This is a genomic window from Novosphingobium sp. MMS21-SN21R, assembly GCF_031846015.1.
GTDB lineage: Bacteria > Pseudomonadota > Alphaproteobacteria > Sphingomonadales > Sphingomonadaceae > Novosphingobium.
Window position 1 is genome coordinate 2007185 of the sequence record NZ_JAVRDU010000001.1, and the last position, 20088, is coordinate 2027272.

Genomic DNA, 20088 nt, shown 5'->3' on the forward strand with positions numbered 1-20088 from the left:
TTGGGCTGGCCTGCATGAACAGGAGTTTACAAATGCGGCTGAAAAGCCACTATTCGGCGATCCAGCCCCCATCCATGTTGTAGTTCGCCCCGGTAATGTTCCGAGCCTCATGGCGGCACAGGAATAGCGCAAGCGCGGCAAGATCTTCGGGCTGGACGAATTCCTTGGTCGGCTGGCGCACCAGCATGACATCGTTGATGACCTGCTCGCGCGTCATGTTTCGCGCCTTCATCGTATCGGGGATCTGGTTTTCCACCAGCGGCGTCCAAACATAGCCGGGGCTGATACAGTTTGCGGTAACCCCGTTCGTGGCAAGTTCCAGTGCTATGGTCTTGGCAAGGCCGGTGAGGCCGTGCTTGGCCGAAACATAGGCCGCTTTGAACGGCGAGGCTGTCAGCGAGTGCGCCGAGGCGGTGAAGATGATTCGTCCCCAGCCATTGGCCTTCATCCCCGGAATGGCGAGACGGCAGGCGTCGAACGCCGATGTCAGGTTCAGCGCGATGATTGCATCCCACTTGTCGACCGGAAATTCATCGACCGGGGCAACATGCTGCATTCCTGCATTGTTGATCAGAATGTCGACCGTGCCGAATTCTGCCAGCGCTGCCGCCATCATGGCTTCGGTGCCTTCGCGCTTGGTCAGGTCAGCTGGCGCATAAATCGCGCGACCTCCGCTGGTTGTCGCCAGTTCCTTACACAACTTGGCAATCTCTTCTGGATCGCCAAAGCCATTGAGAACCACGTCGGCGCCTTCGGCAGCCAGCGCCCGCGCATAGGCAAGGCCAATGCCAGAGGTGGAGCCGGTCACAAGCGCGCACTTGCCCTTCAGGAACATTCTACTACTCCGGAGATTCTGGATACCATGATCCGGCTGGCATCGCGGTCCTCACCGCAGTTGTCCAGTAGGCAGTGCAAAAAGGGGGAAGGCCGATGCGGCTCGACGATTTCGACAGTTCCATCAACGTCGAGGACCAGCGCGGCGGCGGAGGCGGTCGCTTTCCCATGGGCGGCGGCGGCAAGCTTGGCTGCGGCTCGATTGTCATCGCCCTGATCGCGGCAGTGGTCTTCGGCGTCGATCCTGCACAAATGCTCGGTTCGCTTCAGCAGGGCCAGGTAAGTGCGCCGGTCGAGCAGCAAGGCGGCGCATCTGTGGCCGAAAGCTGTTCGGTCAACGAATTCAGCCGCGAAAGCTGCAATGCCATGTCGTCGCTCAACAAGACCTGGGAGCCGCTGTTCGCGCAGGCAAACATCGCGTTCAAGGCGCCCAAGCTGGTGTTCTATTCGCAAGCGGGGCAATCGGGGTGCGGTGCGGCGCAGAGTGCGATGGGGCCGTTCTACTGTCCGAGCGACTCCGGCATCTACATCGACACCGATTTTTACACTGAGATGGACAAGCAGATGGGGGCAGGCGGCGATTTCGCGCGGGTCTACGTGATGGCGCACGAATATGGCCACCACCTCCAGAACCTGCTGGGCACGTCGGATCAGGTGCGTCAGTTGCAGCAGCGCAGCCCAAGCCAGGCCAACCAGCTTTCGGTGCGCCTCGAGCTTCAGGCTGACTGTTACGCCGGCGTCTGGGCGGGCCGCAACCGTGATCGGATCGAGGCGGGCGATATCGAGGAAGGCATGACCGCCGCGCACCAGATTGGCGACGATACGCTGATGAAAGCCGCCGGTCGCCGGCCAGTCGAAGACGCCTTTACCCATGGCAGCGCGGCCCAGCGCATGCAATGGCTTCGCAAGGGACTGGAAACTGCGGACGAGGATCAGTGCGACACGTTCAAGGACATTTAATCGAAATGTCCGGAACCGAAGTGGTTGGTGATGCTTCTCTTCGCAAAAGGGGGCACATTATGACTTTCACCAAGGCTCTTCGGTTCGCGCTACTGCCTTGTACTTGTGCCATCGCCGTCCCTGCCAATGGGCAGACGGCGGTGTCGCAAGATCAGGTTACCGCTGGCGACGTCGTCACTTCGCCACTCACCGATCTGAACATCAAGAAGGATGAGGTTCCCGCCGTCCTCGTGACCGCGCGGGAAAAACCATATAGCCTCGGCGGCATGAGCCGATGCCCGGCCATTGCCTCGGAGATCGCACAGCTCGATGCGGTTCTGGGCGATGACATCGACATCGCGCGCGATGACGGAAACTCAACCATCAGAATGGGCAACGTGGCCAAGTCGCTCGTCAGTTCGCTGATCCCGTTCAGTGGGGTGATCCGCGAACTCAGCGGGGCCAATGGGCAGCAGCGCAAGTGGAATGAGGCGATCTACGCCGGCTCGGTCCGCCGCGCATTCCTCAAGGGCGTGGGCCAGCAACGCGGGTGCAAGTATCCTGCGCGCACCGCCAGCGCAAAGGACGCAGCGACGCTCTGGGCCAAGCGTGACGCTGCCGTTGCCGCAGAAAAAGACGCAAAGGAAAAACCCGAAAAGGCTGCTGACACCAAGCCGAAGGACACCAGGACGTCAGCAAAGGGTTCCAGGGGCAAGGCTGTCAAATACGAAGCCAAGCCAGTCGTCCAGCCTACAAACTGACTTAACCGTCGTTCCGCAACCGCTCGATTTCTGCATCAAGATCGCGGACAATTTCGAGGCGGATTGATTCCGACAGGCTCTTGTCCCCCGCGATTTCGGCACGCGCCTTGCGAATACCGTCGATTGCCTCGGCCATGGCATGCTTCTTGAAATCTCCCGGCGTTCCGCACATTCGGATGCGGACCCGGGTCAATTTCCCGTCATCCTGAGCTGATGTGTCGACATCGGACACGACCCTTTTGCCGTTGCAGTGCTCGTCACCTTCCTCTGTAACTACGTCGGTAACGTCCTCGCCGTTTTCGTTCATAACAATCACGCGTTGCTTCATCACGCGGCGGTCGTGACTGGAAACCGGCGGTACGGGTGGCACGGGCGGAATGCGTGCTTCTGCAGATACAATGCGTTGCTCGATTTCGGCATCGCTCAAGGCACGGTCTGTCTGAAAGACGAAAGTCTTGCCATCGCGCGTAATGGTTCGGACATAATTCTTGCCGTCATCGCCGCCGTGCCGCTCAACGATGACGATCTGCTGGCCCAGTTCGGGGGGAGCCGGAGGTGCCGGGGGAGAAGGTGGCACAGGCGGAGCGGGGGGCGGCAGAATGTCAGCCGCGCCGTAAGCCACCGAACCTGCGGTCAGCGCCAGCACAACACCTGACAGCAAGGCAAATTTCGCGCGGTTGGTCCTGATCATCGAACAAGCTCCCGTTCGGGGCAAAGCTCGCCCCAAATGCATTGCGCCGGGATACACAGATCCCGGCGCAAGCAATTCAGGCGTTCGACAAACGGCTGGCCCTGCTGGACCAACGTCAGGCAATCAGTACACGCGCTTCTTGGGCTTGATGTACTCGACGTCGTCGGTCAGCGTGTATTCGTGGACCGGGCGGTAGTCGAGCTTGACCTCGCCGCCCTTGCCGCCCCAACCATTGAACCAGGCTGCGGTGTGCTTCATCCACTCCGCATCGTTGCGATCGGGGAAATCCTCGTGCGCGTGGGCGCCGCGGCTTTCCTTGCGGTTGTAGGCCGAATGCATCGTGACCGAGGCCTGGCTGATCAGGTTGTCGAGTTCGAGCGTTTCTACCAGATCCGAGTTCCAGATCAGCGAACGGTCCGAAACGTTGATGTCCTGCATGCGCTCGTAGGTCGCTGCCAGCTTGACCTTGCCTTCAGCCATCAGTTCGTCAGTGCGGAACACCGCTGCATGGGCCGACATCGTGCGCTGCATTTCGATGCGCACTTCTGCGGTGGGCGAACCGCCCTTGGCATGGCGGAAATGATCGAGCCGGCCAAGTGCCATGTCGGCGCTGTCCTTGGGCAGCGCGTTGTGCGACGTGCCCGGCTTGATCAGTTCCTTGAGGCGCAGGCCGGTTGCACGGCCGAACACGACAAGGTCGATCAGCGAGTTCGAGCCAAGGCGGTTTGCGCCATGGACAGAAACACAGGCGGCTTCACCCACCGCGAACAGGCCGGGGATGATCGTTTCCGGATTGCCATCGGCACCGATTGTCACGACTTCCCCGTGATAATTGCAGGGAATGCCGCCCATGTTGTAGTGCACGGTCGGCACCACTGGCAGCGGCTGGCGGGTCAAATCGACACCGGCAAAGATCTTGCCGCTCTCGGTGATGCCCGGAAGGCGTTCGGCCAGCACCTTCTGGTCGATGTGATCCAGATGCAGATAGATGTGGTCCTTGTGCGGGCCTACGCCGCGACCTTCCCGGATTTCCAGCGCCATCGAACGCGAAACCACGTCACGCGAGGCGAGATCCTTGGCCGATGGAGCATAGCGCTCCATAAAGCGCTCGCCCTCGGAGTTGGTCAGATAACCACCCTCGCCGCGAGCGCCTTCGGTAATGAGGACGCCAGCACCATAGATGCCGGTGGGGTGGAACTGCACGAATTCCATGTCCTGCAGCGGCAGGCCAGCGCGCAGCACCATGCCGCCGCCGTCACCGGTGCATGTATGAGCCGAGGTCGCAGTGAAGTACGAACGACCGTAGCCGCCGGTTGCCAGCACGACAGCGTGGCTGCGGAAACGGTGGATCGAACCGTCGTCCATGCACAGCGCGATCACGCCGCGGCACTGGCCATTCTCCATGATCAGGTCGATGGCGAAATATTCGATGAAGAAGTCTGCATCGTACTTCAGGCTCTGCTGATAGAGCGCGTGAAGCATGGCGTGGCCGGTGCGGTCAGCCGCAGCACAGGTACGCTGAACCGGCGGTCCTTCGCCCATGTTCTGCATATGACCGCCGAACGGACGCTGGTAGATCGTGCCTTCGGCGTTACGGCTGAACGGAACGCCAGCGTGTTCAAGTTCATAGACCGCTGCTGGTGCTTCGCGCACCATGTATTCGATCGCATCCTGATCGCCCAGCCAGTCCGATCCCTTGACGGTATCGTACATGTGCCAGGTCCAGTGATCCGGGCTGTTGTTGCCAAGCGAAGCGGCGATGCCGCCCTGTGCTGCAACGGTGTGGCTGCGGGTCGGAAAGACCTTGGTGATGCAGGCAGTACGCAGGCCAGCCTGTGCCGAACCCATGGTGGCGCGAAGACCCGATCCGCCAGCGCCTACGACGACGGTGTCGTAAGTGTGGTCAATGATCTTGTAGGCGGGCTGATTGGAAGTGGAAGCCATGACTTACGCGCCCCCAAGCGCAATGCGCAGAACCGAGAGGATACCGAACGCGGCAGCCGCGAAAGGCACGATATTGACCAGCAGCCAAGCAGCAATCTTGCCGCCTTCGCCGTGGATATAATCTTCGAGCATGACCTGAATACCCATGCGCGCATGGGTGAAGGTGTTGATCATGATCAGGATCAGCGCAATCGACGGCAGCGGCCGTGCGACCCAGCCACGCACAGTAGCGTAGCCATAGTCCGGCAGCAGCGCGAGGCTGACAATCAGGAACGAAATCAGGACGAGATTGCCGACCGCCGTCAGACGCGAGGTCAGCCAATGGTGCGTGCCGTGATGGCTGGAGCCGAGGCCCCGCACGCGGCCGATTGAGGTGCCATTACCCATTAGGTCTTGCCTCTCTTATTATGCCAAATCCCGCCGGCGCTCAGCGCAGCAGCAGGAAGGCCCACAACAGGACGGTGGCAATCACCGAAAAGACGATGGTCAGGACCGACCAGCGCGCGTTGGTTTCCAGTTCGTAACCCGCACCGACATCGAGGATGAGGTGACGAATGCCGGTTGCGGCGTGCTGGAAGAATGCCCAGGTCAGCCCGACCAGAACAACCTTGCCGAGGAACGCGGTTGCTGCCTGAAGCCCGCCACCCGCACCCGTCCAGGTGTAGTCGAGGAAAGACCGATAGCTTTCCGGACCGCTTGCCAATGCACCGATCCACCACAGCAGCAGACCCAGGCCTGCAAAGGCCAGACCGTTGCCGGTGACACGGTGGAGGATCGAGACCAGCATGGCCGGGCCCCAGCGCCAGATCTGGAGATGCGGCGAGATCGGCCGTGCTTTGCGCGCCTGCGCCATGAACAAACCCCCTTGAAGTCATCATGGATCGCGGAATTGACCGCGACCGGAGTGCGATTCGTATTAGTCGAATTGATCAACCGTGCAAGCGCGCGGGAGATGTAAAAAAGGACAGCCCGTTGCGCACGCCTGCAAGCGCCCCTAGACAGCGCCCATGACCTTTCGTCCAGCCCTGAAATTCGCAATCGGCGCTTTGGCGCTCACTACCGCCTGCACAGCCCCCGCCGCACCCGAAGCAAAAAGCGCGCCCCCCGTCGCTGCGGACCCGGCAGCAGGGCAGCGTTTCGTCGAGCAGTGCAAAGGCAAGGAGAGCTTTGACGACCCTGCCCCGCCGGTGAGGATATTCGCCAATGTCTGGTATGTTGGCACCTGCGAAGTCACCGTTCTGCTCCTGACTTCGCCCAAGGGACACGTGCTGGTCGATGCGGCGACCGAAACTGCCGCGCCGCAAATCGTTGCGAATATCCGCTCCGCCGGGTTTGATCCAAAAGATGTGCGCTGGATCGTGTCGAGCCACGAACACTTCGACCACGTTGGCGGCCTTGCCCTGTTAAAGCGCGCAACCGGTGCGAAAGTCGTTGCGCGCGCCGAGGCCGCAGCAAGCCTGCGCAGCGGCAAGGTCAGCCCGGCAGACCCGCAGTTTCAGGAAATTCACGGCTTCTCGCCGGTCAAGCCCGACAAGGTAATGAATGCGGGCAAGATATTGCGCGCCGGACCGTTGCGCCTGACCATGATTGCCACGCCCGGGCACACCGAAGGATCGACAAGCTGGTCGTGGACAAGCTGCGAAGGCGCAGACTGCCGGAAATTCACGTATCTCGACAGCATTTCCGCGCTCCCGCTGGGCACATACCGGTTTGCCGATCATCCTGACCGCGTCGCGATGTTCCGCGAGACCTTCGACATGATCGACAAGATGGACTGCGGCATCGTGCTCACCCCACACCCGTCCGTCAGCGCCATGGGCCAGCGTATGTCTGGCACCGAGCCACTCATGGAGGCCGAGGATTGCCGCGTGATCGTGAAGTCTGCGCGCGCGCGCCTCGATACGGCGCTGCTGCCATGAGCTGGAAAGTCACCACATTTGCCCCGCGCGACATCGTGCAGGCCGCGCTCATCGCGCATGAGGATGCGTGGGACTGGGATCACGCCATCGTGATTGCCGGAAGCGAGATTGCCGAAGACAAACCCGACGACTGGCAGCTTGAAGCATGGATGGATCGCAAGCCCACCAAGGCTGACCGCACCGCGATTGCGGCCCTTTTCACATCAGGCGCGCCGAAGCTGATCGTTGAAGAGCTGCCCGACGAGGATTGGGTCACTCTCAGCCAGCAAGGCGTCGAGCCGATCCGTGAGGGCGTGTTTTACGTCCATACCCCGCAATACCCGCCGCTGCGCGAACCGGGTGTCCATGATTTCGTGATTCCGGCCAGCCAGGCTTTCGGCACCGGACAGCACGCCACGACTGCCGGTTGCCTCGCGATGCTCACCCATATGAGGCGGCAGGGCGTGTGCGTGCGCAATCTGGCCGACATCGGCACCGGCACCGGGCTGCTGGGCTTTGCGGGCCTGCGCCTCTGGCCCGCTGCCCGCGCGGTAGCAAGCGATATCGATGCCGTGTGCGGTCCGGTTGTGGCAGAGAATGCCGACAACAATGGCGTATCGCTTGGTGATGGCGCAGGCCGCATGGCAATGGTGATCGCTGCCGGAATGGACCATCCCGTCCTGCAGGCGGCGGGGCCATACGACCTCCTGATAGCAAATATCCTTGCCGGTCCGCTGGTCGAACTGGCACCCGAGTTTGCCCGCGCGGTGGTGCCGGGTGGAAGCGTTCTGCTGGCAGGGCTGCTCGAAACGCAGGAACCCGCGGTGCGCGCAGCCTATCGCATGGCCGGATTCAGGCTGGCCGCACGCATGGTGCGCGGGGACTGGTCTATCCTGTGGCTTAGGCGGCGAGCGTATCGCGAAGCAAGCCGAGCGCGGCGGCGGTAAAAGCCTGCATATTGGCAAGCCGGTCGTTGCTGCCGGTCTGGACGAAGCGTGCGGCGGTGATACCGTCCGGGCCAGCCACGGCCACTGCGCTGGTGCCTGACGCCACGCCGAGCGGGTGGACGGTTCCTCCGCCTGCCGCGCCAGTTTCTGCAATGCCCCAGTCAGCGCCGTAGCGTTTCCGGATCAATTCGGCCTGCGCGATTGCATAAGATTCGGTCGCCGACGTGTGGCCTCGCAAGGATCCGGGTGGGTGCCCAAGTGTGATCCGGCGACCTTTCAGCGTGTAAATCACCCCGCCACCAAGATAGAATGCCGAAGCCCCGGGCATCGCCAGCAGGCTGGCCGATATCAAGCCACCAGTCGCGCCATCGGCCACCGCGATGGTCTGGCCTCGCTGCTTGAGCATTTCGCCTGCTTCGGCAGCAACGGCGACCAAGTCTTCCAACGTCATTCTGCGTTCCTGACAATTTCCGCCCAAGCCGCTTCATCGATCACCTCGATGCCGAGGGCTGCTGCCTGTTTGAGCTTCGTGCCTGCTCCTGGCCCTGCCACAACCAGCCCCGTCTTGGCTGAAACAGACCCGGCGGCGCGCGCGCCCAAGGCCTCAGCCTGTGCCTTGGCCTCGTCGCGGCTCATCGTCTCTAGTTTGCCTGTGAACACCACGATCTTGCCGGCAACGGCGCTGGCCTTAGTCTCGACGATGTAACGCGGCGGCGAAACTTCGGAGAGCAGGTCTTCCCAAACCTCGACATTGTGCGGTTCGTGGAAGAAATCGCCCAAGGCTTCAACCACGACTGGCCCGACACCGTCGATGGACAGCAGATCGGCGCGGGCTTCTGTAATGCCATCAACCCCAACCCCGTTTGTGTCGGGCGCCGCCGACACACCATCGCCGGTCGTCTCGACTTCGCTCGATGCGAACGGAGGCTGGAGTGATTGACCATGTGCAACCTCTGCCGCTGCGCGCAGTGCCGGCAAAGTCACAAAACGTTTCATCAGATCACGCGCTGTCACCGCGCCGACATGGCGGATACCAAGACCGAATAGCAGCCGGGCGGCGTCTGGTTCACGCTTGGCCTCGATCGCTGCCAAGAGGTTGTCTACAGACTTGTCCTTCCAGCCTTCACGCCCGACGATATCAGCCCGGCGCTTGCGCAGGCGGAAAATGTCGGCAGGGCTTTCCAACCAGCCAAGCTGGTAGAACTCCACAATTGTCTTCTCACCCAAGCCCTCGATGTCGAGCGCTGGCCTGCCGACGAAGTGTTTGAGCCGTTCGACGCGCTGGGCAGGGCAGACCAGGCCGGCGGTGCAACGAACGTCGACTTCGCCCTCCTCGGCAACAGCTTCAGACTGGCATTCCGGGCAATGGTCGGGGAAGTGATAAGGTTCGCGCGGCTCGTCACGCGTGAGGTTTTCGACGATTTGCGGGATCACATCACCCGCACGCTGAATCACGACACGATCACCGATCCGGACGCCAAGACGGCCGATCTCGTCGCGGTTGTGCAGGGTGACGTTGGTGACGGTAACGCCGCCAACCAGCACCGGCCTGAGCCGCCCGACCGGCGTCAGCTTGCCAGTGCGGCCGACTTGTATGTCGATGGCTTCGAGCGTGGTTTCTGCGCGTTCAGCAGGAAACTTGTGTGCCATGCCCCAGCGCGGCGCCTTGGCAACGAAGCCTAAACGCTCCTGCCAATCGAGCCGATCAACTTTATAGACGACGCCATCGATGTCGTAAGGCAGCGTCGGGCGTATCTGGCCAATGCTGCGATAATGGGCCAGCAGGTCTTCAGTCGAAGTGCAGCGCACCAGCAGCGGCGAGACCGGCACGCCCCAGCGCGCGATCTTCTGCATCATCTCGAACTGCGTCGCTGCGGGCACTTCGGTGGCCGCACCCCAGCCATGCGCGAGGAAGCGCAAGGGGCGGCTGGCGGTGACGGTCGCGTCCTTCTGGCGCAACGATCCGGCGGCGGCATTGCGCGGATTGGCGAAAAGCTTGTCGCCCTTTGCCTCCTGGGCATCATTGAGCGCGAGGAAGTCGGCCTTGGCCATATAGACCTCGCCACGAATTTCGAAGACCGCAGGAATGTCGAACAGGCCCTCGCCTTTCAACTCCTGCGGAACATCTGCGATGTGCGCGACATTGGCGGTGACGTCCTCGCCCACCTGACCGTCGCCGCGCGTGGCGGCGCGAACCAGCTTGCCGTTCTCGTAGCGCAGCGAACAGGACAGCCCATCGATCTTGTCCTCGGCAGTCATCGCCACTTCGGCATCGTCGGGCAGCGCAAGGAAGCGCCGAACGCGGGCGACGAATTCGGCCACTTCCTCGTCGGTGAACGCATTGTCGAGGCTCATCATGCGAACCTCGTGCGCCACCTTGCGCAAGGGTGATGACGCGACTTCATGCCCGACCAGCGCGCTCGGGCTGTCAGGCCGGATCAGATGCGGGAACGCCGCTTCAAGCTCGGCATTGCGGCGGACTAGCGCGTCATATTCAGCGTCCGACACTTCAGGCGCATCCTCGGCATGATACAACCGGTTGTGCTTCGCGATCTGCCGCGCGAGCCGCATCAGTTCGTTGGCAGCCTCGGCTTCGTTGATTTCCGCGTTCAACGCTTGCCCCCTGCCCGCTCGACCTCGGCCCTTGCGCCGAACCCGGCGATGATCGGGCGGGCTTTGCGGATGGCTTCCTGCACTTGTGGCAGGCCGAGGCTGGCCTTGTGCGAGGCTTCGTCCGTCCATACTTCGGTGATCCAGATCGCGTTCTCGTCCGCCTTGTCCCGCCAGATTTCGTAGGAAAGATTGCCGGGCATGGCGGCGCTACCTTCGGTGAGGTAGCCGATCAGCTCATCGCGCTTGCCGGGGGCGGACATCATCTGGCCGATGATCGCATAGACCTGAGCGGGATCGACTTCTTCCATCGTGTGGCCTTTCGAGGCGAGCAGCAGCGCGGCGGCGGTGCTGCCGACAAAGGTTCGGCGGTTCAGGATCATGCCTGTTCGAGCAGGCGGTCTGCCTGTGCGCGGGCTTCGGCGGTGACTTCGGCGCCCGAAAGCATCCGGGCGATCTCTTCCTTGCGCGAAGCCGCATCAAGCAGGCCGACCGAGGTGCGCGTGACCGTGCCTTGCGAGGACTTGGCGATCATGTAGTGCCGGTCCCCGCGCGCGGCGACTTGCGGGCTGTGGGTTACAGCAAGAAGTTGCCCGCCCGAAGCAAGCCGTGCGAGGCGTTCACCGATGGCGCTTGCGACCGCTCCGCCGACGCCCCGGTCAATCTCGTCGAAGATGATCGTGGCGGCCCCGCCCTCTTCCGCCAACGCCACCTTGAGCGCGAGGATGAAACGCGAGAGTTCGCCGCCAGACGCGATCTTGCCCAAGGGCGCGAAATCGGCGCCGGGATTGGTCGAGATCAGGAATTCGACCGCGTCCATCCCGCCAGCGCCCCAGCGATCATCGGGTAGTCGCAGAACGGCTGTGTGGAACTTGGCCGAATCGAGCTTTAGCGGCGCGAGTTCGGCGGCGACCGCCTTGTCGAGACGGCGGGCGGCTTCGGCACGAGCGACCGAAAGCGTTTCGGCCTTTGCCTGATAATCGAGTGCCGCTTCACGTGCGTTGCGCTCAAGCGTACCGATCTGCGCCTCGCCGCCTTCGATGGCGTCGAGCGCTTCGCGCATTGCGAGCATCTTGCGCGGTAGTTCTTCAACTGTGCAATTGTGTTTGCGGGCGGCGGCGCGAAGTTCGAACAGGCGCGTCTCGATGCGGTCGAGCATAGCCGGATCGTGGGCGAGCAGTTCAGCGGCCCGGCCTAGTTTATCCTCGGCCTCCCCCGCTTCAATCACGGCACGGTCAAGCGCTTCCAGCGCTTCGGCTAGCATCGGATGCTCCCCAGCGATCCTGTCTAGCCGGCGGGCTGCACTACGCAAGCCAGCGAGCGCGGAGTCCGAGCCCTCCCACAGCTTCTGCAATTCCACGAGGTCGCCCGAAAGCCGCTCACCCTTCTGCATGTCGGCGCGCTGGCCTGCAAGCTCGTCTTCCTCGCCTGGTTCAGGTGCGAGCGCCGCGAGTTCTGTAAGGTGGGCGAGCAGCAGGTCCTGATCCTCTGCTGCCTTGTTCACCGCCGCGCGAGCTTGTGACAGCGCATCCTCAGCCTTGCGCCACTTGCCCCACGCCTGTTCGACGGCGGAAACATCACCACCGGCATAGCGATCGAGCAGAGCGCGGTGGCCGCGCGCATTGACGAGGCCACGATCGTCGTGCTGACCGTGCAGCTCGACGAGGTTGCGGGCGATTTCGCGCAGCAACGCCACGCCAACAGGCTGATCGTTGATGAAAGCCTTCGACCCTCCATCAGCCTTGAGGCGGCGCTTGACGATCAGCGGTTCGCCCGGCTCGACATCAACTTCTGCATCGCCAAGGGTCGCGCGAATGGGGGCAGGCAAACGGTCAAACTCAAATGTCGCGGTCACGCTCGCCTGATCCTCGCCGCTCCGCACCAGGCCGCTGTCAGCGCGATCACCCAGTACAAGGCCCAGCGCATCAAGCAGGATCGACTTGCCCGCGCCGGTCTCACCGGTCAGCACGCCAAGGCCGCTGCCGAACGAAAGGTCCAGTGCTTCGATGAGCACGACGTTGCGGATCGACAGGCTGGTTAGCATCGCGTTCGATTCTCTAGCGCCTTGTGCGGCGTTCGTCACCAACGTTCCCCACTTGTTTCATCCGCGTGACAGGCTGCCACACGCACGCAACGCGAATCCGCCATTGCTCCCGGAACTGGAGAAAGGTGCGCTTCATGGCTATTCGCGCGAAATGGGACAGTTCATCGTCCTTCAAGTCCTCCTCGGAACTGCTTTCGTCCATACCAGCCTGGCTCGACATGCCTGAACCGCGCGGGTTCCGGCCGAAGCGAAAGCTGCGGACCGTGTTCATTTCCGACGTGCACCTCGGCACCCGGGGCTGCAACGCTGCGTTATTGCTCGATTTCCTGGCCTCAATCGAATGCGAGACGCTTTATCTGGTCGGCGACATCGTTGACGGCTGGCGGCTGCGCAAGGGCTGGTACTGGCCAGACGAGCACAACGAAGTGGTCCGCCGCGTGCTCAAGATGGCACACCGCGGCACCCGGGTGATACTGATTGCGGGCAATCACGACGAGATGCTGCGCCCTTATGCCGGCATGAGCTTCGGCGGCGTGGAACTTGAACTCGAAGCCATTCACGAAACCGCAGACGGCCGCCGCCTGCTGGTCACCCATGGCGACGGCTTCGATGGTGTGGTGCTCTATGCCCGTTGGCTCGCTTTCGCTGGGGACAAGGCCTATTCGCTGCTTCTGCGCGCGAACGGTTGGTTCAACGTGGTGCGACGCCACCTCAAGATGCCGTATTGGTCACTTTCCGCTTATCTCAAGAAGCGCGTGAAGAACGCGGTGCAGTTCGTCTGCGACTTCGAGGAAGCCGTGGCGCACGCCGCACGTGACATGGGCGTGGACGGGGTCGTCTGCGGCCACATCCACTGCGCCGAAATCCGCCAGATCGGCGACGTGACCTACTACAACGACGGCGACTGGGTCGAAAGCTGCACCGCACTGGTCGAGGAGCGCGACGGTTCGATGTCGATAATCGATTGGGCCGAGGAAACCCGCCGTGCCGCTGCGGTCAAGGCCGCGCTTGCCCCGATCCCAGCGCTCGAAGAGGAACTCGTATGAGAATCGCGATCTGTACCGATGCCTGGCATCCGCAGGTAAATGGCGTCGTCCGCACATTGGCCGCCACGGTCGACCGTTTGATCGGGCGAGGCCACGAAGTCGAACTGATCACCCCCAGCCAGTTCCGCACCATGCCGCTGCCTGGCTATAGTGAAATCCGGCTCGCCATGGCTCCGCGCTTCGGCACGCGCCGCACGCTCGCGGACTTCGCCCCTGATCTTGTGCACATCGCCACCGAAGGCCCGATTGGCTGGAGCGCGCGGAGCTGGTGCAAGGCGAACGACGTGCCCTTCACCAGTGCCTTCCACACCCGTTTCCCCGAATATGCTGCCGCGCGGACTGGCCTCAAGCCCGAACGCTTCTGGCCACTGATGCGCAGGTTCCACAAGGCGAGCCGCGCCGTGCTGGTTTCAACGCCTACGATGGCGAGTGAATTGGCAGCACAGGGCATCACTCAAACCCGCTTGTGGACGCGCGGCATTGACCGCGAATTGTTCCGTCCCGGCCAAGCTTCCTTGCCCGAACTCTCCGACCTCCCCGGCCCTGTCCTGCTCAGCGTGGGCCGGGTGGCGATTGAGAAAAACCTCACCGCGTTTCTCGACACCGAAATCGAGGGCACCAAGGTTGTGGTCGGCGACGGCCCTGACCTTACCCGCCTGAAGGCGCGCTATCCGAACGTCGTTTTCATGGGTGCACTGCACGGCGAAGCGCTTGCCCGGGCTTATTGCTCGGCAGACGTCTTTGTTTTCCCGAGCCGGACCGACACGTTCGGCCTTGTGATGATCGAAGCGCTGGCCTGCGGCGTCCCGGTCGCCGGTTTTCCCGTTCCGGGACCTCTCGACATCATCGGTCGGCACGGTCGTGGCCCGGCGTCCGATTTGCCGATGCAGATTGGGGCGCTGGACGAGGATCTGGGCCTTGCCATCGCCAAAGCCCTGCGCTGCGACCGATTGGGCGCGGCCGTTCATGGTGCGTCATTCAACTGGGAACGCGCAACCGACCAGTTCGTCGCGGCAGTGGGCGAAGCGGTAACACCTGTGCGGTTGCACGAAATGGCCTGATCGGCATTCTGCCTGATCATGCAGAACGAATATGCCGGCAAGCCAAAGCGGCCTGCCGGCATATTTCATTTACGCCAGATCACGCACCTTGGCTTCCCGCGCCCAGTGTCGGACGGGGCCTACGGACAGCAATTGGTCGTTCGGGACGACGCCTTCGTCCGGCTCGACGCCTGCCTTTTCGAGAATGACCTTGGTGCCGGGGCAATGGGCGATGGTCTTGCAGTGACCATAGGCATCCATGAACCACTGCACCGCTGAACCTTGTGTCGCCAGTTTGGCCGCTGCATCTGGCATGAGGACTGAGGCTACCGCGTCGAACAGCACCGAAGGCGAACCGTCGAGCTTCCCATCGGCCTTGAGTGTGCCGCCCTTGACCGGGATGCCGCCAACTTTTGGCGCAACAAGGAAGACCGAACCACCTGCATCCTCGACTCCCTTCCTGAGCTTGTCGATCGCCGCCTTGTCCGAACCTTCGGCAAAGAGAATGCCCACCTTCCGGCCCTCAAAGGTTTTCATCGCCTGCTTCTGGATCGAAAGTGCGTCAGATGTGCCGAGATCCACCGGCTCGCGGGCTGCTGATGCTCGTTCGGGCAGTTTCATCGCCAAGCCGTCCGCGACCCGGGCTGCGAGATCTTCATCAATGTTGCACAACCGCGAAAGCACGCGGCTGCGGACATGTTCAAGCGTTACCTTGGAAAGCTCGAACACAAGCGCCGAGGCAATATGTGCCTGTTCGTTTTCCGTCTGCGAAAGATAGAACATCGTCGCCTGACTGTAGTGATCCGCGAACAGCTCGGGCCGTACACGGACCTTTTCGGTCGGGTCGTTCCGTTCGGCATTTTCGACGAAGCTGCTGAAACCTTCTGCGGGTGCAGCGCGCGGCCCCGAATCTTCGCCCGCTTCATCGAGGGAGTTGGGCTCGTAATTCGCTCGTCCGGTGGGGACCAGCGTCTGCATCAGGCCGTCGCGCTGCATGTTGTGGAACGGGCATTTTGGCGCGTTGATCGGGATCTGGTGGAAGTTGGTCGTGCCAAGCCGCGACTTCTGCGTGTCGAGATAAGAGAAAAGGCGGCCCTGCAGCAGCGGATCATTGCTGAAGTCGATGCCGGGAATGACGTTGGTGGGCAGAAATGCGACCTGCTCGGTCTCGGCGAAGAAGTTGTCGACGTTGCGATTGAGCGTCATCCGCCCGACGATTTCGACCGGAATCACCTCTTCCGGAATGAGCTTGGTGGCATCAAGCACGTCGTAGGGCTGCTTTGCCGCCCATGCCTCGTCGAACACCTGCACGCCAAGATCCCAAGCAGGGAAGTTGCCTGATTCGATGGCTTCAAACAGGTCGCGGCGGTGGAAATCAGGATCGGCACCGGCGATCTTGACCGCTTCGTCCCAAACTAGCGATTCGATGCCCAGCACCGGCTTCCAATGAAACTTGACGAACTTGCCCTTACCGTCCGCATTGACGAGACGGAATGTGTGCACCCCGAAGCCTTCCATGTGCCGCAAGGTGCGCGGAATGGTACGGTCCGACATCGCCCACATGATCATATGCATGGCTTCAGGCATCAGGCCAATGAAGTCCCAGAAAGTGTCGTGTGCGCTGGCAGCCTGCGGATATCCGCGATCGGCTTCCATCTTCACCGAATGGATCAGGTCAGGGAACTTGATGGCGTCCTGAATGAAGAACACCGGAATGTTGTTGCCGACAAGGTCCCAGTTGCCATCCTGCGTATAGAATTTGACTGCGAACCCGCGGACGTCGCGCGGGGTGTCGTTCGATCCTGCGCCGCCAGCGACTGTTGAGAATCGCACGAACACGGGACAAGTCGCGCCAGCCTCCTGCAGAATGCCGGCCTTGGTCAGTTCCGGAATGGGATTGGTGCACTCGAACACACCATGCGCGCCAGAACCGCGCGCATGGACAATCCGCTCGGGAATGCGCTCATGGTCGAAGTGGAAGATCTTCTCCCGCAGGATGAAATCTTCCAGCAGCGTTGGACCGCGCGAACCGGCCTTGAGGCTGTTCTGGTTGTCGGCGATGATGTGCCCGAAATTGTCGGTCAGCGCAGCGGGGCCGTCGCCCCCCTCGGCGGCGATATCCTGATGAGTTTCACCGCCTGCGCCCTGGCTCGTATCGAAAGCGAAAATGCCTTCGCCGGGCTGGTGATCGTGCAGGGTGTTATCGATTGCGGGGGTGTGTTTCGGGGGTGTCATCGCGCTCTCCGGATGGGCCGGCAGAACTCCGCCGACCACGGGGTCGGCCATCAACGGCAGGAAGCGGACAGGGTTCCGAGCGAGGCACATCAATATGCGTCACAAACCAAAAAGGCGCCTCCCACGTTGGGAAGCGCCCTTTCGAACAGCTCAAACTCAGGTTTAGATGGCCTGCGTGCCTGGCGCGTACTTTTCCATCAATTCGAATGACCGCTTGTACCACTCGCTGCCGGGATAGTTCGTGCCAAGCACTGCCGCGGCCTTCTGCGCTTCGACCGGGAGCCCGAGCGAGAGATAGCTCTCGACCAGACGATAGAGCGCCTCGGGCGTGTGGCTGGTAGTCTGGAACTTCTCTGCGACCGTGCGGAAGCGCATCGTGCCAGCAAGCCACTTGCCGCTGCGCTGGTACATCCGCCCGATTTCCATCTCCTTGCCTGCAAGGTGATCATTGATCAGATCGATCTTGAGGCGTGCGTCGGCGGCGTAATCCGTGTTGGGGTAGCGACGGACCAGTTCGTTCATCGCGGTCAGTGCCTGTTGCGTGATCTTCTGGTCACGCGTTACGTCGCTGATCTGTTCGTAATAGCACAGCGCGACGAGATAATAGGCATAAGGCGCGTCCTTGTTGCCCGGGTGGATCGACAGGAAGCGTTGCGCCGACTGGACCGACTTGGAATAATCGCGCGCCGCATAATAGCTGAATGCGCTCATCAACTGGGCGCGGCGAGCCCAGGGCGAATAGGGGTGCTGACGCTCAACTTCATCGAACAGTGCAGCGGCTTGCTTGGCGTCGCCACGATCAAGCCGGTCCTTTGCAGCGGCATAGAGCGTATCCACATCGCGGGCGACGTAGGCGACGTCCTTCTTGCCCTTGCTACCCGCACAGCCGGCGGTGACGCCCATGGCGACGGTAGCGGCTGCAAGGACGGCGAGGCGCATCGGGCGGCGCATGGATTGAAGCGTCATGCCGACCCTATAGACAGCAGGTTCCTGAACGCCAAGTGAAGGTTGCAGGGTTTCACACTTCGGCAAAGGGAGCCTCGACCGAGATAGGATCGGCAAGCGTGATGCGGTCGAGAATTGCGGCTGTATCGTCACGCAACTGGAGCATCAGGCCACGCAAGCGGCATTCTGCTTCCGGCAGGCAGTTGTTGCAGTGTTCGTGTGCGTTGCGGCTGGCGCAAGGGACCAGCGCGAGGCTGCCGCGCGTGAGGCGGATAATGTCGCCATAACGGATATCGACGGGCGCCAGGGCCAGTTCGTATCCGCCATCTCGGCCGCGATGAGAAACCACAATGCCTTCGCGCGCCATTTCAGACAGGATGACGGTCAGAAACTTGCGCGGGATGTTCTGCGCCTCGGCAATAGCATCGAGCCTGACCGCGCCCTGGCCCCAGGTATCGGCCAGATGTTGCAGGGCACGGATCGTATATCGCGTCTTTTGCGAGAGCATGGCAAACAGTTGAACGCTGCTGCGCGAATGTCAACGCGCCGGGTAGAATTACTTGTTCAGGAGTCGAGGCTCTGCCTGCTTAGCGAGTCACGCCCACCTCGAATGAGCGTAGACGTGACGCGCAAGGCCACTCAGTGCTTGCTTTCGGCTCCTACTTCCCGCTGACGACCATGCTCTCGACGAAGTCGAGCCTTGCGCTGTAAGGGTCATCGACATGGTTTGCGCCATTGGCGCCAATCACCATGACCTTTGTATCAACCTCCGATGCTGCAGGCCAAGCAGCGCCAGGCTTACCTGTCTTGGCAAATTCCACCCACAACTTGTGCGTGGCTGTCGCTACGGCGCTTTCACCCTTGACCATCGCGGGGTGCGTCCGTGCAGGAACCGTGTCGAAGACGTAGGGCAGTTCGCTGGCGTGTGGTGCGCCGCCCATGGCCGCGAGCGGTTCCGGATGGGCATAGGCGAAGCGGTAGAGGTATGCAGTCTGGCCCCGTTTCGCCAAGGCGCGGGCGACAGCGCGGGCAGGCTCGATGAACATGCGATCTGCAGTGGTCATCGTGCCAACGACGAGCCCGGAAGCAGTCCCTGCAGGATCATAAAGTTTGCGCGCCTCGGCAGCCTTGTCGCCATAAGCTGCAAAGATCTTGTCCTTGTCGGTCACGAACGGGAAGCCGTCGGCGGAATTCGCGCCGACCATCACCGGGACGTTAGCGTAAATGCCGCCGTTAATTCCGGCAATTCCTTCGCCAAGGATCGTGCGGCCATCGACCATCGGCCCGGAATAGTCCGGCTTGCCCATGGTCATCATTGAAAGGTCGCCCGTCACCTTCTCTGCCGGGATCGCCCGCAGTGCTGCTGCATCCAGACCGGGAGCAAATGCCTCCCCTGCCCGCGCGGCGACGGCCACCGTCGGCATCGGCAAGGCTCGGTCACGCCCACCGCCGCTTTCGATCACAGCCTTGTGAAACAGGCCTCGCGCCAGCGGCGATTGCAGCAGCATGTGCATCGACATGCCGCCCGCGCTTTCGCCGAAGACGGTAACATTCTCGGCATCCCCGCCGAAAGCGGCGACATTTGCCTTCACCCACTTCAGCGCTGCGATCTGGTCGAGGAAACCGAAGTTCCCGCCAAAGCCCTCGGCGACAAGTCCGGGGTGAGCAAAGAACCCGAAACGCCCAAGCCGGTAATTGAGGCTGACCAGCACCACGCTGTCACGCGCGAAGTTCTCGCCCGAATAGACACCGGGCGACGAGCCACCGTTGACGAAACCGCCGCCGTGAATCCAGACCATGACCGGCAGCTTGGCTCCGGCCTTGGCGGCGGCGGGCTTCCACACATTTAGATAGAGGCAGTCTTCCGACGGCGTCGTCACGATCGGAGCCGCGTCAGGCGGGAACGGCGCCTGCGCGCAGTCCGCACCGTATTTCGACGCATCACGTTCGCCCGTCCATGCCGGAGCCGGTTGCGGTGCACGCCAGCGGTTCTCACCCACTGGCGCTGCGGCATAAGGTATGCCCTTGAAAGCGCTGACATTAGCCGAAGTTACGCCCTTGACCACGCCCGATCCAGTAGTGACCGTTTGGGCTTGGCTGGTGCCGGCAAAAAGGCCGACACCCAACACCAATGCGAGGATCTTTGCGCGCATC

The 20088-nt window shown here is 62.0% G+C and carries 19 protein-coding genes; 6 read left to right on the forward strand and 13 right to left on the reverse strand.

Annotated elements, in window-relative coordinates; translation table 11 throughout:
• Positions 1 to 49 precede the first annotated feature (49 nt).
• Complete coding sequence (locus RM192_RS09720; protein WP_311507337.1) at positions 50 to 835, reverse strand: 3-hydroxybutyrate dehydrogenase; 786 nt, start codon at positions 833 to 835, stop codon at positions 50 to 52.
• Between the two features lie 95 nt (positions 836 to 930).
• Between RM192_RS09720 and RM192_RS09725 the strand changes: the two genes are divergently transcribed.
• Both RM192_RS09725 and RM192_RS09730 read left to right on the forward strand, forming a co-directional pair.
• Positions 931 to 1794, forward strand: a complete 864-nt coding sequence (locus RM192_RS09725) for a neutral zinc metallopeptidase (RefSeq protein ID WP_311507338.1) — start codon at positions 931 to 933, stop codon at positions 1792 to 1794.
• Positions 1795 to 1853: 59 nt separating this feature from the next.
• Entirely contained in the window at positions 1854 to 2534 is a 681-nt protein-coding gene (locus RM192_RS09730; protein ID WP_311507339.1) for a hypothetical protein, read from the forward strand.
• Position 2535: 1 nt separating this feature from the next.
• On the opposite strand, the gene RM192_RS09735 is transcribed toward RM192_RS09730, so the two are convergent.
• The 4 genes from RM192_RS09735 to sdhC all read right to left on the reverse strand — a co-directional run bounded on the left by RM192_RS09735 (position 2536) and on the right by sdhC (position 6022).
• Positions 2536 to 3225, reverse strand: coding sequence for a hypothetical protein (locus RM192_RS09735; protein ID WP_311507340.1), 690 nt, complete (start codon positions 3223 to 3225; stop codon positions 2536 to 2538).
• A gap of 123 nt (positions 3226 to 3348) precedes the next feature.
• A complete protein-coding gene (gene sdhA / locus RM192_RS09740; RefSeq protein WP_311507341.1) occupies positions 3349 to 5169 on the reverse strand; it encodes a succinate dehydrogenase flavoprotein subunit in 1821 nt (606 codons plus the stop codon).
• 3 nt (positions 5170 to 5172) lie between these two features.
• Positions 5173 to 5556 (reverse strand): succinate dehydrogenase, hydrophobic membrane anchor protein, encoded by a 384-nt coding sequence (sdhD, locus tag RM192_RS09745; RefSeq protein WP_311507342.1) that lies wholly within the window; start codon positions 5554 to 5556, stop codon positions 5173 to 5175.
• 40 nt (positions 5557 to 5596) lie between these two features.
• Positions 5597 to 6022, reverse strand: coding sequence for a succinate dehydrogenase, cytochrome b556 subunit (gene sdhC / locus RM192_RS09750; RefSeq protein WP_311507343.1), 426 nt, complete (start codon positions 6020 to 6022; stop codon positions 5597 to 5599).
• Between the two features lie 154 nt (positions 6023 to 6176).
• On the opposite strand from sdhC, the gene bla reads away from it, so the two are divergent.
• Together bla and RM192_RS09760 are read left to right on the forward strand one after the other, a co-directional pair.
• Positions 6177 to 7088 (forward strand): subclass B3 metallo-beta-lactamase, encoded by a 912-nt coding sequence (bla, locus tag RM192_RS09755; RefSeq protein WP_311507344.1) that lies wholly within the window; start codon positions 6177 to 6179, stop codon positions 7086 to 7088.
• Complete coding sequence (locus RM192_RS09760) at positions 7085 to 8014, forward strand: 50S ribosomal protein L11 methyltransferase (RefSeq protein ID WP_311507345.1); 930 nt, start codon at positions 7085 to 7087, stop codon at positions 8012 to 8014. The genes bla and RM192_RS09760 overlap by 4 nt, the downstream gene beginning before the upstream one ends.
• On the opposite strand, the gene RM192_RS09765 is transcribed toward RM192_RS09760, so the two are convergent.
• The 4 genes from RM192_RS09765 to recN are packed head-to-tail and all read right to left on the reverse strand — an operon-like array spanning position 7968 to position 12668.
• On the reverse strand, positions 7968 to 8465 hold the full coding sequence (locus tag RM192_RS09765) for a CinA family protein (RefSeq protein ID WP_311507346.1): 498 nt from the start codon (positions 8463 to 8465) through the stop codon (positions 7968 to 7970). The genes RM192_RS09760 and RM192_RS09765 overlap by 47 nt on opposite strands.
• On the reverse strand, positions 8462 to 10585 hold the full coding sequence (gene ligA / locus RM192_RS09770) for an NAD-dependent DNA ligase LigA (RefSeq protein ID WP_409233827.1): 2124 nt from the start codon (positions 10583 to 10585) through the stop codon (positions 8462 to 8464). Before ligA ends, RM192_RS09765 begins: the two co-directional genes overlap by 4 nt.
• 38 nt (positions 10586 to 10623) lie before the next feature.
• Positions 10624 to 11007 carry a putative quinol monooxygenase gene (locus tag RM192_RS09775; protein WP_311507348.1) on the reverse strand — a complete coding sequence of 128 codons (384 nt, stop codon included), beginning with the start codon at positions 11005 to 11007 and terminating at the stop codon, positions 10624 to 10626.
• Positions 11004 to 12668: a DNA repair protein RecN gene (gene recN / locus RM192_RS09780; protein ID WP_311508608.1), complete on the reverse strand. Its 1665-nt coding sequence runs from the start codon at positions 12666 to 12668 to the stop codon at positions 11004 to 11006. The genes RM192_RS09775 and recN overlap by 4 nt, the downstream gene beginning before the upstream one ends.
• A gap of 134 nt (positions 12669 to 12802) precedes the next feature.
• Between recN and RM192_RS09785 the strand changes: the two genes are divergently transcribed.
• Together RM192_RS09785 and RM192_RS09790 are read left to right on the forward strand one after the other, a co-directional pair.
• Positions 12803 to 13714, forward strand: coding sequence for a UDP-2,3-diacylglucosamine diphosphatase (locus RM192_RS09785; protein ID WP_409233803.1), 912 nt, complete (start codon positions 12803 to 12805; stop codon positions 13712 to 13714).
• Entirely contained in the window at positions 13711 to 14775 is a 1065-nt protein-coding gene (locus RM192_RS09790; protein WP_311507349.1) for a glycosyltransferase family 1 protein, read from the forward strand. The genes RM192_RS09785 and RM192_RS09790 overlap by 4 nt, the downstream gene beginning before the upstream one ends.
• Before the next feature lie 69 nt (positions 14776 to 14844).
• On the opposite strand, the gene RM192_RS09795 is transcribed toward RM192_RS09790, so the two are convergent.
• The 4 genes from RM192_RS09795 to RM192_RS09810 all read right to left on the reverse strand — a co-directional run bounded on the left by RM192_RS09795 (position 14845) and on the right by RM192_RS09810 (position 20087).
• Positions 14845 to 16989, reverse strand: a complete 2145-nt coding sequence (locus RM192_RS09795; protein ID WP_311507350.1) for a catalase — start codon at positions 16987 to 16989, stop codon at positions 14845 to 14847.
• A 162-nt stretch (positions 16990 to 17151) separates the two neighbouring features.
• Positions 17152 to 17955: an outer membrane protein assembly factor BamD gene (locus RM192_RS09800; protein WP_311507351.1), complete on the reverse strand. Its 804-nt coding sequence runs from the start codon at positions 17953 to 17955 to the stop codon at positions 17152 to 17154.
• 52 nt (positions 17956 to 18007) lie between these two features.
• A complete protein-coding gene (locus tag RM192_RS09805; protein WP_311507352.1) occupies positions 18008 to 18442 on the reverse strand; it encodes an Rrf2 family transcriptional regulator in 435 nt (144 codons plus the stop codon).
• A gap of 151 nt (positions 18443 to 18593) precedes the next feature.
• A complete protein-coding gene (locus RM192_RS09810; protein WP_311507353.1) occupies positions 18594 to 20087 on the reverse strand; it encodes a carboxylesterase family protein in 1494 nt (497 codons plus the stop codon).
• Position 20088: the final 1 nt, after the last annotated feature.